Origin of the sequence: Bacillus sp. RO1, from assembly GCF_012524115.1 — a bacterium.
Taxonomy (GTDB): Bacteria; Bacillota; Bacilli; order Bacillales; family Bacillaceae_I; genus Sutcliffiella_A.
The window spans coordinates 166,507-183,917 of record NZ_JAAZWB010000084.1; the positions used below are offsets into that span (position 1 = coordinate 166,507).

At 37.0% G+C, this 17,411-nt stretch carries 19 protein-coding genes; all 19 read left to right on the forward strand.

Annotated features, from left to right (window positions below):
• Positions 1–400 precede the first annotated feature (400 nt).
• Positions 401–1,672: a replication-relaxation family protein gene (locus HC179_RS15945; protein ID WP_168865199.1), complete on the forward strand. Its 1,272-nt coding sequence runs from the start codon at positions 401–403 to the stop codon at positions 1,670–1,672.
• On the forward strand, positions 1,665–4,430 hold the full coding sequence (locus HC179_RS15950; RefSeq protein ID WP_240948552.1) for a type IV secretory system conjugative DNA transfer family protein: 2,766 nt from the start codon (positions 1,665–1,667) through the stop codon (positions 4,428–4,430). The genes HC179_RS15945 and HC179_RS15950 overlap by 8 nt, the downstream gene beginning before the upstream one ends.
• Positions 4,431–4,639: 209 nt before the next feature.
• Positions 4,640–5,530, forward strand: a complete 891-nt coding sequence (locus tag HC179_RS15955) for a S1 RNA-binding domain-containing protein (RefSeq protein WP_168865200.1) — start codon at positions 4,640–4,642, stop codon at positions 5,528–5,530.
• 86 nt (positions 5,531–5,616) lie between these two features.
• Positions 5,617–6,486, forward strand: a complete 870-nt coding sequence (locus HC179_RS15960; protein ID WP_168865201.1) for a hypothetical protein — start codon at positions 5,617–5,619, stop codon at positions 6,484–6,486.
• A gap of 52 nt (positions 6,487–6,538) precedes the next feature.
• The gene (locus tag HC179_RS15965; RefSeq protein WP_168865202.1) at positions 6,539–7,057 is read left to right on the forward strand and encodes a hypothetical protein; all 519 of its coding nucleotides are present in this window, start codon (positions 6,539–6,541) and stop codon (positions 7,055–7,057) included.
• A 14-nt stretch (positions 7,058–7,071) separates the two neighbouring features.
• Positions 7,072–7,206: a hypothetical protein gene (locus HC179_RS21230; RefSeq protein WP_277351329.1), complete on the forward strand. Its 135-nt coding sequence runs from the start codon at positions 7,072–7,074 to the stop codon at positions 7,204–7,206.
• 218 nt (positions 7,207–7,424) lie between these two features.
• Positions 7,425–8,963 (forward strand): hypothetical protein, encoded by a 1,539-nt coding sequence (locus tag HC179_RS15970; protein ID WP_168865203.1) that lies wholly within the window; start codon positions 7,425–7,427, stop codon positions 8,961–8,963.
• Between the two features lie 20 nt (positions 8,964–8,983).
• Positions 8,984–9,871, forward strand: a complete 888-nt coding sequence (locus HC179_RS15975) for a hypothetical protein (protein ID WP_168865204.1) — start codon at positions 8,984–8,986, stop codon at positions 9,869–9,871.
• Between the two features lie 14 nt (positions 9,872–9,885).
• The gene (locus HC179_RS15980; RefSeq protein ID WP_168865205.1) at positions 9,886–11,085 is read left to right on the forward strand and encodes a CpaE/TadZ family protein; all 1,200 of its coding nucleotides are present in this window, start codon (positions 9,886–9,888) and stop codon (positions 11,083–11,085) included.
• Complete coding sequence (locus tag HC179_RS15985; RefSeq protein WP_168865206.1) at positions 11,085–12,611, forward strand: ATPase, T2SS/T4P/T4SS family; 1,527 nt, start codon at positions 11,085–11,087, stop codon at positions 12,609–12,611. The genes HC179_RS15980 and HC179_RS15985 overlap by 1 nt, the downstream gene beginning before the upstream one ends.
• Positions 12,604–13,599: a type II secretion system F family protein gene (locus HC179_RS15990; RefSeq protein ID WP_168865207.1), complete on the forward strand. Its 996-nt coding sequence runs from the start codon at positions 12,604–12,606 to the stop codon at positions 13,597–13,599. The genes HC179_RS15985 and HC179_RS15990 overlap by 8 nt, the downstream gene beginning before the upstream one ends.
• Before the next feature lie 132 nt (positions 13,600–13,731).
• On the forward strand, positions 13,732–14,526 hold the full coding sequence (locus HC179_RS15995) for a hypothetical protein (RefSeq protein WP_168865208.1): 795 nt from the start codon (positions 13,732–13,734) through the stop codon (positions 14,524–14,526).
• 15 nt (positions 14,527–14,541) lie between these two features.
• Positions 14,542–14,679: a hypothetical protein gene (locus HC179_RS16000; RefSeq protein ID WP_168865209.1), complete on the forward strand. Its 138-nt coding sequence runs from the start codon at positions 14,542–14,544 to the stop codon at positions 14,677–14,679.
• Positions 14,680–14,712: 33 nt separating this feature from the next.
• On the forward strand, positions 14,713–14,868 hold the full coding sequence (locus HC179_RS16005) for a hypothetical protein (protein WP_168865210.1): 156 nt from the start codon (positions 14,713–14,715) through the stop codon (positions 14,866–14,868).
• A 10-nt stretch (positions 14,869–14,878) separates the two neighbouring features.
• Complete coding sequence (locus HC179_RS16010) at positions 14,879–15,028, forward strand: hypothetical protein (RefSeq protein WP_168865211.1); 150 nt, start codon at positions 14,879–14,881, stop codon at positions 15,026–15,028.
• A gap of 16 nt (positions 15,029–15,044) precedes the next feature.
• Positions 15,045–15,218, forward strand: coding sequence for a hypothetical protein (locus HC179_RS16015; protein WP_168865045.1), 174 nt, complete (start codon positions 15,045–15,047; stop codon positions 15,216–15,218).
• Between the two features lie 31 nt (positions 15,219–15,249).
• Positions 15,250–15,627, forward strand: coding sequence for a hypothetical protein (locus tag HC179_RS16020; protein ID WP_168865212.1), 378 nt, complete (start codon positions 15,250–15,252; stop codon positions 15,625–15,627).
• 20 nt (positions 15,628–15,647) lie between these two features.
• Positions 15,648–16,136 carry a peptidase M23 gene (locus HC179_RS16025; RefSeq protein WP_168865213.1) on the forward strand — a complete coding sequence of 163 codons (489 nt, stop codon included), beginning with the start codon at positions 15,648–15,650 and terminating at the stop codon, positions 16,134–16,136.
• A gap of 302 nt (positions 16,137–16,438) precedes the next feature.
• Positions 16,439–17,410, forward strand: a complete 972-nt coding sequence (locus HC179_RS16030; RefSeq protein WP_168865046.1) for a hypothetical protein — start codon at positions 16,439–16,441, stop codon at positions 17,408–17,410.
• The last annotated feature ends 1 nt before the right edge of the window (position 17,411 follow it).

Below are 17,411 nucleotides of genomic sequence, written 5' to 3' on the forward strand. Positions count from 1 at the left end.
AACTCATATGCTAAGGATATGAATTTGACTATATGAATGGACTCATACCCTATTTTTGTTTAAAAACCCTTTAATACCAGTCAAATTAAGCAAGATGAATTTCCAAAAAGAAGTCCAACTATTTACGGTTTTGTTACCCTAATCAACGCAAATAATTTGCAATAATCTCTAACAATTTATAATGTTCCATATGTACCTATAGAAATAGTTAAAATTCTGCTCTATAGATAGTAATCTTTCATTAGAAATTTTCTGCCTTTTCATTTAAGATTTGTGCTATAATGTGTTGGAAATTATAGCAACTGCATAAAATGGGAAGCCCCCACAGAATATAGATAGCCTGAAAGCTGTCTATCTTGCTGTGGGGGCTTTTTGTTGTTTTAGGAGGTGGAGGATTACTATGTATCGTTTTGTAATTGGAGAAAATAGAAATGGGGTGCTATTACAAGAGTATGAGATGGATCTGCTCACCATCTTGTACCATCATAAATTATTAACTACTAAACAAATGTATGCTTTAGTTTCTCAGGAGACTGATATCACCTATGTAGGTTTTGCTAACAGGGTAAAGAAGCTTTCTAAATTAGAAATCCTGGTTGATCATGATTATTCGCTTGGCCAGAAAGGATTCCGCTTCAAGTATTACAGAATAGGTGCTAAAGGATTAGAGATAATAATAGATAATCAGAGATTAACAGGGAAAATCATCAGAGATATTAATAGGTTTTCATCAGTCAGAAACATTGACCACTTTTTATCTACTCAAGATTTAGTTGTTAGAACGCTCATTGAGTCCAGGAAGGAACAGTTTGAAGTGCAATCACTATCACCTTATGAGGAGGTAGTAGATGTGACAGAGCAATCATTTGCAATCATTCCTGATTGGCTGCTGAAAACTGAGTCGCAGACTATATATATTGAGCTTGATACAGGAAAAGAGACAAATAAGGTAATCAAGGAGAAGGTGGAAAGATATGTGGAGCTGAGTGAGAAACAGCCTAACACGACTCACGTTGTATTTTTCGCGATTTTGGATGATTCTTTCTCTACTAGACATTCATACGGCAAGCGGTTTAAGCGGGTGGGAAATATCAAGCAGGCATTACTTTCAGTAAAGGGAATTAACCGCTCCAATTTAGAAATATATGTTTTGCCATTCTTCAGAGCCAAAGAGAAACTTTTAGAATTGGTTAAAGAAGAATCTCCATATACACCGGAGAGGAGACAGCTAGATACTAATTTAGCAATCCACACGCTGGATAAGTTAAATTATGTTTTTCCTTACATGTTTGAAAAGCAAGATATAAAGCGGTATTACCCAGATAACATCGAGCGGTATTACCAAGTGGATGCGATATATAAAGTCGCAACCAAGAGTAATACCGAGTTTGAAACGGTAGGGGTACTGAGGATAGAAGAAGGACATATAAAAAATTTAGAGCGTTTGGATTTTAATCACTATTTGGTAAGTGCTAATAGATTTAAAGAAAAGATAGACAGGCTGCTTGTGGTCTATTCAAGCCTAATGGAAATGGAGGAGGACGTGATAGGGAAGCAATATCAGCGTTGTATTGTAGGGAGTATTGAGAAATGGGGTTACGAATTAGAAGAACAGCCTACTTTTTATAAGCTTTCCTCCCCGTATAAAAAGGAGGTAACGCCGTATGAATGACCAGGATAATTGGTGGAAAAAAAATTGGCCGTTTGTTTTGGGCTCGGTTTTACTTGGTCATTCTGCATTTCAATTAATTAGAGCGCTAATAAACCAGGTGATCCTCATAAAAACACATATTAGTGGGGAGCGGTACTCTCTGTTTTTAATGGGAGACCCCTTATATCCAAGTAAGGTAGCCTCTATCATCATCATGGTCATGTTGATATACAGTTGGTTATTTTCTACGAGATTATCAAAATTTCAGCCCCTTGGATGGCGACTTACGCAATTTCTAGTCATGATAGGAGGGGTAGTTGGTCATTTCTTGTGGCATGTCACAGCTAATACCTATCAGCATGTCATTCCGTACTTTGAATCCCGACTATCTGAGGTGTTTATAGAACATGTAGGTATGAGAAGTGTGCTTTTCAATAACACAGAGCATTTTTTCTGGTTGTTAGTATCCTTGCCGTATATGGTTGTGTTTCTAATCATCCTGTATGTTGGTGGTCTATATACAAAAGATCAGAACGATATTGTGGAAGCATTCAGAGAGTTTACGTGGTCTGGGCGTTGGCTACAAAAAATAGCTGATGTAGAAAAAAGAGAAGTGTGGCCGGATGTTGAATTAGGTCCTGATATAGAAAATAATGAAATTGTGGTGCAACCAGGTCGAGATAGAACGTTAAACGGGATAATTATCGGTAGTATCGGTACTGGTAAGACAGCAGCATTAGCTTTACCTAAAATTAATCAAGATTTACATCATATAACCAAATTCATTAATTCCTATCCTCGAATTTCAAAGCATGAGAATTATCACTCAGAAGAGGTAAAAGGAATGTACTTGAATGGAATATCCATCATTGAGCCGTCAAATGATCTTTGTCAAAAAGCATTTCAATTAGTTCAAGCTCATAACATTCCAGAGCAAAGTATTACTTATATCAATCCGTTAGATAAGAATACCCCTTCTATTAATGCGATGAAGGGGCCAGTTGATAAGGTAGCAGAAGCATTTGCTATGGTTATTGAGGGTTTGAATGAAAGTGGTGATGGAGGAAACTTCTTCTTCGAGCAATCGCAAAGGAACCACTTAAAGCATTATATTTACTTATTGAAGCTGCACGAACCTGAAAAAGAAGTAACGTTTGATATGTTATTAGATATGTATAATAACTCTCAGTTAGTAAGAAGGATGCACGTATTACTCAAAGCTAGAATTCCAAAAGATATAGATTCCATTGAGGATAGAGATGAACGGAACCATTGGAAGATTGTTCAACAGATTGACGAATGGTTTGACCAAAACTTATTACCAAAAACAATTCGTACTCCGCAAGGGGAGATAACGGAAAAAGTACAGGAAGGAGAGTATAGAGGGGAAGATAAGTATTATGATGCGAAAGCGGAATACGTACAAGGTTTACGAAATATCTTGAATGACGTGGGTGCTAACCCGCTCATAAGAAGGGTACTATTTGGTAAAAGTGATTTCGATTTTGATCAGCACTTGGAAGCCGGTGGAGTCCTTTTAGTTAACACAGCAAAAGGGGAGCTATCTGGACTTGCGAATGTGTTAGGGAAAATTGTGTTGCTGAGTCTACAAAATGCCGTATTCCGTAGACCTCCAAATACTAGTACATTCCACCATATCCTAATTGATGAAGCGCCAGATTACCTTTACCAACCGTTTAGAGAATTCCCTGCACAATCACGTAAATATAAAGTAATCGTGACAGTAATTATGCAAACTATCGCCCAGCTGGCTGATAGATACGGGGAACACTACATGGAAACCTTGATTGGTACGCTTAGAAATAGATTCGTGTATGGGGATTTACCTGCATTTGACTCTCAGTACTTTTCCAAAATGTTTGGAGAGAAGTGGGAGTACGAAGAGAGTACTAACGAGATGTCTGTTTCTCCGCTCCAAGATAATCCAATGACCAGGTCTGGATCTACGTTTCAAAAGGTTAAGAATGTTGCTTTGTCTGAAGCAGATATTATGTTCCAACGGGAATTTGAATGTGCGGTTAAGATTGTAGTTAATAATCGTCCTATGCCAGTAAGGAGGATAAAAGCTAATTTCGTTCCAAAAGAGCAATTCAAGAAGGCTGCCGTGTTGGTAGATGATGAAGCGGCTGCAATTTGGTTAGAAGAAAGAGCGGGTATTACCTCTAATCCTATAGACGATGTAATTGATATTGAGCCTATCGAAGATGAAGTGGAAGTTGTCCCAGAAACTACACTACTTTCACAATCAAAGGAACAACTTGGGGATTCTCATGAAAAATCTTTTGAAGAAGAAGTAGAAAGGTCTATCTCACAACGTCTTGATGAAATGCCAAAGGATTCTGTAGTATATACCGCTCCACCAACCTCTAGATTAAGAAGTAAGGTGAAGCGGGAAGTGGAGCCTATAATTCTACTAGAAGATGTAATTCTGGAAGCAAAAGAGGAGGCAGCTGTTGCTGTAGAACTTGAGGAAAATCATCCATTCGTCTTAGAAGATACAACAGCAAATACCCATACACATACACAAAGGGAAACTATTGACTCTAGCCAGTCTAAAGATAAAAATCACAGACCGGAAACATTAGATGCTGAGCCCATCACAGATTGGTCCCAAACGTTAAAGGGGGAGCCTGTTAGTGAGGAAAAGAGAGAAAAAGAAGCGGATGAAGAACGATTAAACACTAAACTACCAGTATCTTCTTTAAATGATAAAGAAAAGGGCTTCTTAGATGAAATTGTAAAATTTGTAGATGAATAGATTCAAATACGAAGATTAAGGAAAGTATTGCATCATTTTCCAATATCGTTTAGAATCACAGTATAAACAATCGTCGTTAATCTATTGCGACATAAATAATCTGGGAAAAACCCACAAGAACGATAGTGTACTTATGTGCATTGTCTCCTTGTGGGTTTTTTTGCATTTTATTACACTACTAAACTACCTTGAGAGTGGAGGAATAAGGAATGTTAGAAACACAAACATGGTCAAAAGAAGAATTAGACAGTTTGGCGAGAGCGCACAGAAATCAAGAAATCATTGAAGGTATTGTGCAATCTGTAGGGTTTTTGAATCTACCTGTTAAAGAAGAAGGAAAAACTGTTCTAAAAGAAACAGAAGTAGCAATTTTCCGTTTGCGTGGTGGAGTGAAAGCTTACTGCCCAGAAGCAGAGTTCAGTGACCGTAAATATAAGTCGTTGAATGGTTTCGTTGGATCTATTCAAAACATGGTAATTGAGCGAATTGACCTAGACCACCAAATCGCGATTGTATCCGTTAAGAAAGCGGACAAGATTAAAGCAGAGGGGTTTTGGAGCCAACTTGATTATCTGGAAAAGAAAGAATCTTTAAACGATGAAATTTTTGAAGGTACAGTCTCAGGTATTAACGGAAAATCGGATACCATTCATGTTCGTGTGGATGGAGTAGACTGCTTTATGCTTCGAAATGACTGGGATTGGAATCGTTCCTTTGATATCTCTACCGTTGTAGACCGCGGAAGTAAAATCAATGTAAAAGTAGTAAAATTTGACAAAGAACAAGGTTTAGTCCGTGTTTCCAGGAAGCTCACTATGGAAGATCCATTCTCCAAACTTGAAAATCTTAAAGAAATGCAAGTAGTTGCCGGAAGAGTAGTGGAAGTTAGTCAGATTCATGGGTTGTTTGTGCAAATAGAAGAAGGTGTTGTACTTAAAGCAATTAAGCCACGGACTTTGGAAGAGCCGGTAGTTGGAGATATTGTGTCGTGTCGTATTCGAGAAATCGACGCAAGACGAAGAAGAGGCAAGGTTGTAATTGTAGATTATCCACGCGGAAAGAAGAAAATCAAAGATTTAGGTTCGTTCTTATTTGAATAATGACCACTCAAACTGAAAGTAACGAACTGCAGATTCAGTACTATCTTTCGAGAGAGGGTGATGTTCCATTTTGGGATCACCCCCTTATGTATGGATATAGAAAACTACCTAAAAACTACCGACCGTTTGTTAACGTGGAGCAAACGATAAATGCTTACCAAAGGAAGCTTTTAGATGAGAAGGATTTTACTGTACTGAAAATTGTTGGGGATGCTATTGCTGCGAATGAAGATCAGATAAGAAGGTATTTAAGTGCGAAGATGTCTAGGTCAGAAACGTCAAAAATATTGGAACGCTTAAGAAGAAATGGCTTTGTTGACCGTTGGCATTGTCGATTGGAAAATGATGAAGCAGAAGAAATCCGCCCACCCGCTCCATTTACATTGGGGATAGCAGGGTATAAGCTAATGAAACATTTTTATCCAGCTACTCCTTTTATGAATCCAAATTCATGGGATAACCATAACATTAAAACGTTACAGCGCTATGTAGCTATGAATGAGTTAAGGTGCTTATTAGTGGAAAGTAAAACCATCAAGGGTTGGGTGTGGAATGGTGTGATGGACCTAAACAGGGCCATTAAGAAACCTCTAGGTACTGCTCTTGTTAGCACTCCTAAGGCGGATATTAATTTAATTATTGAGAGAGTTCAAATGTCACAAGACTTTGTAGGGTTTTTAAGAGGGAAACTGCATCAATGGAAGAAGGTATATGATACGAAAAAGTCTCTCCCTATACAAGGAGTAACAGAAACGATGCCTATTGTGGTTATTTTTGTTAGTACCTTATCAGCTGCAGAGCACATCCATAAACATTTAATGCTAGATACATATCCATTCACCGTTTGGCTTTGTGTAGAGGAGTTTTTTGAAGAACACGGACTAACAAAATCATGTTTCGCTCCACAAGGACAAGAGGTCAAGCGTATGTATCTAGATTTCTTTGAAATTAATTAACCTTGCTTGTAACAGCAGGGTTAATTTCCTCAAGTGTAAAGGAGAAGAAAGAATGAAGCACATCTATATATTAATTCTTGCAGTTTGCTTTGTTTTTACAAGCGGTTGTTCTAGTTCAGATAGTGGATCTGCTAAGGCTAATAATGACCCGGAACTCGGGGAAGCCCTAGAGTCATATCAAACATTTTTAGGTAATACCTTAAACGACTCTACGAGTCTCCTAGATCGCTACAATGCCTTAGTGGACAGCTTGTATGTGCAAGATGTATCTGCTGATCAACTTGCAAATTCATTAAAAGAAATTATCAAGGATTCCTCTGAATTAGTTAAACATGTAGATGGCCATGATTACTACCATCAAAATATACAACCGTATCATAGGAGCCTAATTGGTTATATTAACGAGCAGCACCAATTGTTTCTGGACTCAATTGAAATGGCCAATAATGATAGGGTTGATAAAGGCGAATTGCGTGAAAACTACTTAATAGTGAAGGAAAGTCAGAATAACATTATTAATTCATGGGGAACAGCTGCAGAACCGGCTGAACAGCAAGGAAAACCATTTTAAAAGGAGCACTTTACATGAGTAAATTATTCAGAACACCAGAGGATATAATGAGAAAAAAGAAACGAAATAAAGTCTTGGGATATTCGTCACTCATGGTTGTTGTGCCACTATTTGCTGTAGTTCTAACGTACTTGTTGAATGAGATATAAGGACTAACTTTAATATTGACCACCAAAATAAGAAGTGGTATTATCTAGAAGAACACTTTTCTAAGGGTTTTTATGTACCCCGTTCCGCTGACGGGGTGCATTTAATCTTAGATTCACAATTATATAAATTGGGAAGCACCCACAAAGTACATGAAGCTAAATTTAGCTTTTATTTCATGTGTTTTGTGGGTTTTTTTACGTTTTTAGGAGGTGTATCCATGCAAAGAGTATTGCTTGCAACAGGAGATAAAAGTTATAGCCAGATAGTCAGGAAAGCACTTAGCGCTTATAACAACAATTTCTACATTATTGAAAACGAAGTGTTCCATCGAGATTACCTGGATGAAATTATTGAACATGAAAAACCCACCATCCTAATTCTTCATGATTTTTACTTGCAGAGTAGTAAGTTGACTAAAGAAGAAAAAGAACAAGAGCTTATACAGATAATACAAAAATTGCGAATGAAGTACGAAGATGAAATTCGTGTCGTTTACTTATGTGAGAGAGAAAGAGGAGATCCGCTACTTTTCTCTTTGGCTAGTAACAATGTTTTAGATATTTTTAATACTCCGAGTTTTAGTATCGCTGCTTTCACAGAGCAATTGTTAGAGAAACCTCGTTACTCCAAAGTAGCGAAGTTCATGACAGATGAAGTGAGACAGGCGCCGAAAGTGGAGGTTGAGGATGCGGTTACAGATGAAGATGAGGTAATTACTTCAGATGAAACAAAAGTACAATCTTCAGAAAAGCCAGCTGGCAACTCAAGAGAAAAACAAGTAATAAAAAAAGTAGTTGAGAAAAAGGTTGTAAATAAAGTAGTAGAAAAGAAAGTTATCCAAAAGCAAGTCATTAAAAAACAGTATCAATTTAATGTAACCAACAATGTCGAAAAAATAGTGGGGGTTACCATTCCACCCAAGCTTATCTTGGTAGGTAGTCCTTATAGAAGAACAGGAACCACGTTCTTTGCACATATTTTAGCAAAACACATTTCTGATATGGGAGTAGGGGCAACTTATATAGAAAACCCATATCAAGTTGGATATACCTTTGACCGCTTTTACGGACATAAGAATGCTACTAACTATAAAAGCTTATTCGCCAAATTAGAAATGGAGGTAAGGAAAGAAACAACTGAATACGAAGCCATTATCGAATCCCAAAACGATAACTTTGAATGGAAACACGAAGGAGTTAACATCGTAGCCACAAATCCCATGAAGGAAGATGTTTATCCAGAAGAAACCATAGATTTAACACTTTTCATGAAACTGCTGTTGTCTCTTCACAAAACCCCTTATGTAGTGGTTGATGTTGGAGGAGATTGGCATAGAGAAGTTTACCGAGAGCTCTATAGTATAGCTGATCATGTATTTATGTTATTCGAGCCAGATATCCCACTAATTGAAAGGTTTGAAATGACCGAAGAACACAGAATGAATAAGCTTCGTGAAATGCTCAAAGAAGAAAAAACACAAATTGTTGGCAACAAAATGAGTGAAGAAATTGCAAAAGAGATACTTGATGGAGCTGCTTATCTAATCCCAAATGTACCTTCAGAAGAGATATTCCAAATGCAATTTGTCGGTAGTTTTTTGCCAAATAAAAAAGAAAATATCAAATTAATTAGCCAAGCATTTAATCCCATAGTAGAAGATTTATTACCAGAAGAATTTATTAAGAAAAAGAAAAAAGAAGGTTCTTTGTTTAAGAGCATTTTTAAAAGTAAGAATGTCGAGTTAAAAGAAGTTTAAAACCAGAGAGGGAGACAATAGTGAAACCATGGATGAAAATAACCGCAGGGCTAACTCTAGCTCTTAGTGTAATCGGTTTTATCGTAATATGGGACGTAAAAATCAAAGATCAAATAGATAGTATAGATGTGGTTGTCGTAAAGCCAGGAGTGGAAATTCTGGAGCATGAAATGATAACAAAAGAAAAATTATCAGTAGAAAAACGCCGGAGAACATCCATAGTAGAAGGTGTTGTTTTACCACATGAACTAGAAGATGTTTTAGGAACAACGGCTATCCACCACTTAGCAGGCAATTCATTACTGTCTAAACGCTCTTTAGATTTTGAAGGACTCAAACCTAATCCGTATTTTGGGCAAGCCATACGTCCTATTCCAAATGAATGGATTTACGCTAAACCTTCTACGTTAAGAAGAAACGATAAAATCAGCCTTTATCTCTTCGCACCTGAGAACACGGACGGATCTGCTGATATACAAGGCTTATCTCCCCAACAAATCGAAAAGCTCAAAGAACTTGAAGAAAAGCAAAATGAAGAGAGTGAGCAGTACCAGGAAGAAAGAGAGAATATAGCCGCAAGCAATAAAACGGAAGTAAGCAATAAAGAGGACACAGAAAAGAAAATCAGAAAAAGCATAATAGATGAGAATATCAAGGACTTAAGCGAAACGGAATTGCTTGCTCAAATAGAATCTGGAAACATACCGCTTTTGGTGGATATTCCAATTATCTATGCAAAAGACGGAAGTGGAAATGAAGTTCGCAACGGAGAGAATTCCTCTGAGGAGGAACGATTAACCTCCACAGGTACTATTTCAGATTTAGAGTTAATTCTAACAGAAGACGAATATCGGTTTCTCAAGGAATATATCGAAATGGGATACAAGCTATATATAACATATGTGTAAAGGAGTGAGACGGGTTGGCAAAGGATGAGTGGGAAGGTACCACATTTATAGTCCAGTTAATTTCTGTAGATTCAGCATTAAAAGAAATTCTGACAAGTATTGAAAAGATTGATTTAGTTTTGCAGAGAGACAGCTTAGATAACGACCTAAGATATAATGCCATTTTCCTTGATGGCAGCTCGGTATCTTATAAGGATATAAAGTATATAAGGGAACAAAACCCTACTGTACCAATCTTATATAAATTACCACATGTGACAAACCATACAGTTACAAAGAACATTCAAGCAGTCTGCAACGCATATAGCATTCATACTTTAGATGAATACCTTGTAGGCGAACAGATAAGTGATGCAGTTAAAAAAGCGCTTTTCGAGGAAGAGTACACAGAAGGAAAAAGAGTGATAACTTTTAGTGGAACGCATTCTGGAGCTGGAGTTAGCACAACAGTATTGAATGTTGCAAAGGCACTAGCACAGAGAGTTACCAATAAGGTAGTAGTATTATCACTTAATCCTTGGGACCCTGCTGATTACTTTACTGAGTATCGCGGGAAGTACTTAGATGATATGAAGGTAGAATTAAAAACAAAGAACTTAACCGAACAAAAATTATTGGATTCTACCTTTTTAACTAATGGCTTTCACTTACTAGCAGGAAACCGCGACGTTAAACTGCAACGGTACTACAATCCAGAAGAAATTCATCATTTGATAAACGTGGCTAAACAAACATTTGATGTTGTACTCATAGATACTGGAACACATTTTGATAATGCTTGTTACGGGCAAGCATTCTTGGAAAGCGAAATGAAGTTTTTAGTGACAACCCAGGAGCCTAAGGGATATAGGGGATATTGGCCACATACTTTTCATCAACTGTTACAACCAATGAAAATTAAAACTGAGGATTTCATGTTGATTATCAATAAGTACGAGTCTGAATTATCTCTTATCTCTGAAAAGGATCTCTCGGAAGAATTAGACATGTTTCTACTGACTTCCATTCCTGATGAAGGAAATTTGGGATCTCAGGCAATTGCAAGAAAAAGCTTATTACATGAAATTGCTACAAAGGATTACAGAAACTCCATTTCTACCATTGCTAGCAGCATCATATCAAGGTCAAAGTTAACTATTCGTGAAGATGTTAATGTGACAGATGGAAAAAGAGGATTCTTTGGTTTCTTTGCTAGTAAGAAGGTGGCCCAATAATGAGTAATGAAAACATTCAAGTACTGGAAAAAACGGAAGACCGATCCAATCGAAATCTCCCATTGCACCTTGACGACTTATCTAATGATTCTCCGTTTGATGTTGCATCCTTTGTCTCAAAACATACTCAAATAGAAAAAGATGAACAAGTATCTGGATTTAATTATCAGAAGAAAAAGGACTTCAAACAGATATGCGACATTATTAAGAGTGAGTTAGATTCAAATAATGTTAATGAAGGAGAGTATTTAGAAAGACAGCATAAAGCAATAATTGGGGATGAGGCTGCTATTGGTTATTTTATAGCGGAGATAGAACGAGTGTTGAGAGATAAAAACATCACTTCTACCGATCATCCTTCTTACTTTGAGACACTTAGCCAGGCTGTATTCCATGAAGTTTGGGGGTTGAGTGTGCTAGCAAAATGGGACATTTACCCTGAAAGTGAAGCTTGTTGTGTCCGTGGTACACAACTTTGGATTGATATAAACGGACAATTCGTTCGGCAAGCCGAAGAGTTTGAGAGTATTCATAGAGTAGAGCGAATTAAGCGGGCATTCCTAATCCGCTCGGCTGAAACGGTCTTAAACCGTGAAAATCCAGAAGTCGAATTAGAAAAAGAAGATGGTAGTCGTATCACCATGATACAACCTCCGAGAAGTAAAGATAATTACATCATGTTACGCCGCTTTACTGTTAATCAATTCACTCTAGAAGATCAAGCAAGTTTTGATACAATCCCTTTTAAAGATGTACCGCTGTATAGAGCGTTATCTAGAGCTATGCCAAATACGATTGTAGCTGGGAGAGTTCGCTCCGCAAAATCTACCTTTATGAAAACCTTAATAGGAGAGAGAAATCCTCAATATGTAGGTGCTTGTTTAGAAAAACACTTTGAGTTAGCGCTTTCTAAACACTTTAAAGACAGATTGTTCTTTGAAATTCAAGCAAAAGAAGGGGATCTGCATAATGCCATTCCGCGATTATTGCGAATGGAACATGATTATATCGTAATAGGGGAAATCCGCTCCCTTGAAATTGAGGCATTCAATATTTCTACGGAGCGCGGTGAAAGAGGTGCGTTATCTACCTATCACTTAACAGATGTACAGGATATAGTAGAGCAGCTTGCACGACACACATTAGATGAATTCCCTACCAGAAGATTTGAAGTCGAAGTCCAACGTATTGCAAAGAATTTAGACATCATCATTAGTATGGCAGCTGATAGAGACAGGAAAAGAAAACGTGTCATTGGTGTTACGGAAGTGGTTTTTGATACCAAAACAGGAGAGCATACAACAGTAGATTTAATAAGGTATTCCAGACTATCAAGAAAATATTATTATTCTTCTAATATTTCAAAGCGCCTGTTGCGATTAATGGCCGAGGAAAATATGGAGGAAACAAAAATCCTTTATAGTTTGCTAAAACAGCGAGAAGAAGAAAGCCCGATGAAATCGTATCATGAAGAAGAATTATCTATTGACGATTTATTGGATGGAAGTGTCGGTATAAATGGATAAAATTTATGACCTATTGCATAACATCAAGGTAACTGTTTTTCTAGATTATGTATTTTATTTAATACTAATTGTTATCACGATTTGGACAGCTCACCAAATAATAAACTTACCGATCAAAGAACGGTTATCACAGATGAGATACCGTTCCAAACTAAAAAGGAGTAGAGCTTTTTCAAAGAATGAAAAACCACTAGAAGAAAGAAGCCCTCTATACCGTCATATCTATTTCTTGTTGAAATCAAGTAATGACGAAGGTGGGGAGCATGTGGTATCAAACTTCTTCTTCTTAAGCGGGTTACTGTTTGTAGCTATTCTATGCTTTTCAGTGGTTAAGTTTGAAGACCTGGTAATTTCTCTTATTTTCGCTATTTTGGTGAGTATCATTCCATATACCATCTTGCAAATCAAACTGAGGAGCGCCAGGAATACGATAGGAAATCAAGTAAATAAAGTTACAGAAATGTTAGTAAGCTCCTACAGCGCTTCCGGCTATAACATTTACGAAGCTTTAAAATACACACACGCCCATATTGAAGAACCTTCCTTAAAGCGAGTATTTTCAAAACTAATAAATGACTTACAAACCGCTCGAAATGATGAAGAGTTGAGAACAACAATAGACGTGTTTATCTACACTTGCGGAAACACATGGAGTAAAAGATTAGGTAACGTCATATTAAAAGCCTATGTATATCACGAAAATGTTGCTAATACTTTGTTAACGCTACAAAGTCAGATGCAAAATACAGAGAAGATGTTAGAACAAGAAAAATCTAACTCTATGGATGCGGTTTATGATGGGTACTTGCCCATCTTCATTTTCCCAGCATCTATCGGATTGGCTTATTATGTAACAGGGCCGCAAGATTGGTTTAAATTGCAGTTCGGTCAAACTTGGTCACTATTCTTATTTATTGTCTGTGCAATTTTCACCATTTTTTCTCTTATGGTTTCTCTGCTCTTAAGAAAACCAAAGAACGATTTGTAAGGGGGGATTATTATCGCAGAATCTGTTCTTTTTTATAAGTTCCTTCCTATTATCATCTATTTTTTCTCTGTGTTAGGAGCAATTGGTTCTGGTTTATTGGTCTATTTAGGGCTCTCCTCTAGAAAAGAACGATTGCATTACAGATTAAGGTTTAAACAAGCCCTGAAAGAGCAGCAAGAACAAATCGTGGTTAAATCATCTGAGGGGAAGCTTGAGAAAGTATTTAAAGATGCAGGCTATCCTTTAGGAATTAATGCAATAAGGTGGCATCTTTTTAGCTATAGCTTATTAGTTCTACTAATACTAAATTACATGGTTTATCCGTATCTGTTCAAAGGAGATTTTTCCATCTTTAGTGTTGTAGGTATTGTTGTGATCATGTTTGGTATATCTCCTAAATATCCATTTTCTCTCTCTACTTTTATTCTAAAAAGGTGGATTGAGTATAAAAAAGCAAAGAAAAATGCAGAATTATTCTCTTTATACGATATGTTGATTGGCGAGATCCAAATGATGAATTCCACTAGGATTAATGCCTATAACCTTCTGAAAGGTTTAAAACCTTATTTCTCTGAAATTAACGGCGAGCTTAATAGGCTGCTTATCAATTGGAATTCAGATAAAGGGCCAGAGTACGCACTGGAATTATTTGCGAAGGAATTAAATACACCGGAAGCAGAGTCCTTGGTAACAGTACTTAAAACGTTTGATGATAACAAAAGAGAAACTATCCTTCAGTCCCTAAAAGGAATGGAAGATACTTTTATAAACTCCCAAATTGAAAACTACCGAAGAAGAAGGAAGCTATATGTCGATTTAGGAAAATTACCTATTAAAGCTACGCACTTTTTGATAATTCTAAACTTCGTAGTTGTAATCGTGTATATGGTTTCGTTCATCATGAGTGAATCAAGATTTAGTTTGTAGAAAGGATGGGAGGCAATGAATACATCAATTGCAACATTCATGAAGCTGGCGCTAGTCTCCATTGTCGTGGTTGCACTCTTGTGGAACAAGCTTGCTCCCCTGATGGCAGACATGGCTGATGATGTAGCCGAATATGTAGATAAAACTAATTAGTTTTTATAATAAGTTCTTTAAGGAGGTGACAAGTTGAATACGTCAATCGCGACGTTTATGAAGGTGGCCCTGACAGTAACAGTAATTGTAGCTTGCCTTTTTGTGGTTGGTTATACCCTCGTGGATGATGAATCTGAAGCTTATAAAGAAATAGTTGAAGTGCAGAAGAATCACGAAATATTTGATTGAGGTGGTATATTTGAATACCTCTATAGTCCAATTTATGAAACTAGCATTTTTAGTGGTTGCTATTTTCAGCTTCATCATTGGCGTTACATATATGACACTATCTAATGTTAATAATGACCAACATGAAAAGCTTAACAAATATCAAATTCAAGCAAATTAAGGGAGGATTTTAAAAGATGAATTCAAGTATTTCTCAGTTTATGAAAATTGCACTAACGGTTACGGTGATTGTAGCTTTGTTGTTTGTAGTAGGCTATACATTAATTGATGGGGAAGTCGCTGACTACGGAGATGTTATTGAAAGTGACGACAACCATGGTCTTACAACTGGTGCTCCAGGGACGCGCTAACTATAATTATGACGAAAGTTGATGTGGTAGCATGAGTGAAGTCCTTGCAAAGTGGATGATGATTTTCATAGCTATAACGATTATTTTTACGCCGCTCCTGGCTTATACCGATTCTTTGCATAGAGAAGCGGTTGATACTGTTTTACATCAGATGATGAAGGAAGCCAGTTTGAAAGGGCAATTTACTAGTAGTCTTATAGATGAAATGAAAGATACCCTGGAAAAGGATTATAATTTCGACAGATCTAAAATAGAGATAGATGCCACTACGACTTTAACCAGTCGTGGTGGTTACTTAGAATGCACTATAACCGTTCCACGCGGGCCGATATTTGTATTAAATATATTTAATCAAGGTCCAAAAAAAATTGAAAGAACAGCTGAGATTATGTCAGAGTATGTTGGATAGTATTAGGAGGAAGTAGTTGTATGTCTTCGTTATTAAGAGGCTTGGCGTTAGTTACCATGTGGGCAGGTATTATGGTCATGCAATTCAACTTCGACCTAGATATGTCTACTACACGCAAGCTCAAAAATGGTTTAGAGCTTGCTGTGCACGATGCAGCTTTAGCTCTTAACCAACAAGAACTGGGTCAAGGAAGAATTGTTTTTGATCAAGCTGCGGCTCTTGAGAACATAAATAAATCCCTTCAAGCCAATCTTCATCTTGATGGATTGCTTAAGCCACTTCCTAATACCTTCTTCCACAACGAGGTAGAGATACTACAAGTAGAATTTATTGATGACAGTAGTGGAGTGGAGTTTCCAATGAACTTTTCAAATAGTACGTTTAATGTATTAGAAACAGTCCGAGGTCCAGCGGTCATAATCGTAGCAGAAACTGAGTCCCCTAGATTTTTTAGAGGAGATAGTATGTTAATTCGCCAAGCTGTAGTATATGAATACTATAGAAGATAAAAATACCATCTATATCCTCTAAAGTGAAAATTTGATAGATTCTAAAGATGAATAATAGTATAATAAAGATAGCAAATATTTTTATTATCTTTTCGTGGCAGTCTCTTTGATTAGCCGGAATCCATCAAATATAACGGTCTTTGGGCTACTGTAGGTAAACTTTTCTAATTGGTATATTACTAATTAGATAGTCTCTACATACCTGGAGACCGTTTTTTGTGTCTTGATTTCGATTAACCCCATTAAATACTTACTTAAGAAGAGAAGGCTTTCCACGATATAAAAACTAGGAGGAGATCTTTATGAAGAATCTATCAAAAAAATTACTACTGAGTTTTTTACTGTTGGGAGCAATTTTCATTACAGCGCTACCACAAGAAGGGAATGCTAATGTTCCTAAATGCTCAATGACTATTGAGTCAAATAAACATACCCAAAGTAATCCTGCGAGACCAAATGGAGTTTGCGGAGAAAAAGAATATGTTTGGGGATTTTATGATCCTAGCTTGAATGAGTTCATATTGCAAGGTTTTATCAACGGTTATGCTACAAACGGTAAGGTATATGAGCTGCCTTTAGGAGGCGAGTATTCCCACGCATTGCTTACAGTTTTTACTGTTAAAGTTACAGAGCCAAAGCCAGAACCAAAACCAGAGCCAAAGCCTGAACCGAAACCAGAGCTAAAGCCAGAACCAAAACCAGAGCCAAAGCCTGAACCGAAACCAGAGCCAAAGCCTGAACCAAAGCCGGAGCCAAAGCCTGAACCAAAGCCGGAGCCAAAGCCTGAACCAAAACCGGAGCAAGAAGAGTCGACAAGCACCTCCTCTTCTAACAAGACTTCAACTACTACAAATACTAGTAGCAAAAGTAATACTAGTAGCAATTCAAATTCAACGACATCGTCTAGTCAGTCTTCAGATGTAAAAAACCAGGTTGTATCGACCAGTTCAACGACAACAGAAGCACGTAGTAATATTGACAAAGAAAACACTGTAGAAAAAAAGGAAAAAGATATTGAAGAAGATAAACAAGATCAGGAGAATAAACAAAATAAAGCAAATGAAAAATCTGACTCCTCCTTAAAAGAAGGTAGAAGTGATACTCAAAGTGAAGATAAAAAAATCAGTCGGATTTCTCAGGAACAAGAGCTTGCTTCTGATCTAAAAGAAGGAAATAAGAATGGTTCTTCTACCATACTTATAATTCTATTCTCAATACTTATTATTGTTTCATTAGTTGTAGGTTGGTGGTTGATAAAACGAAAGGTGGCATGAC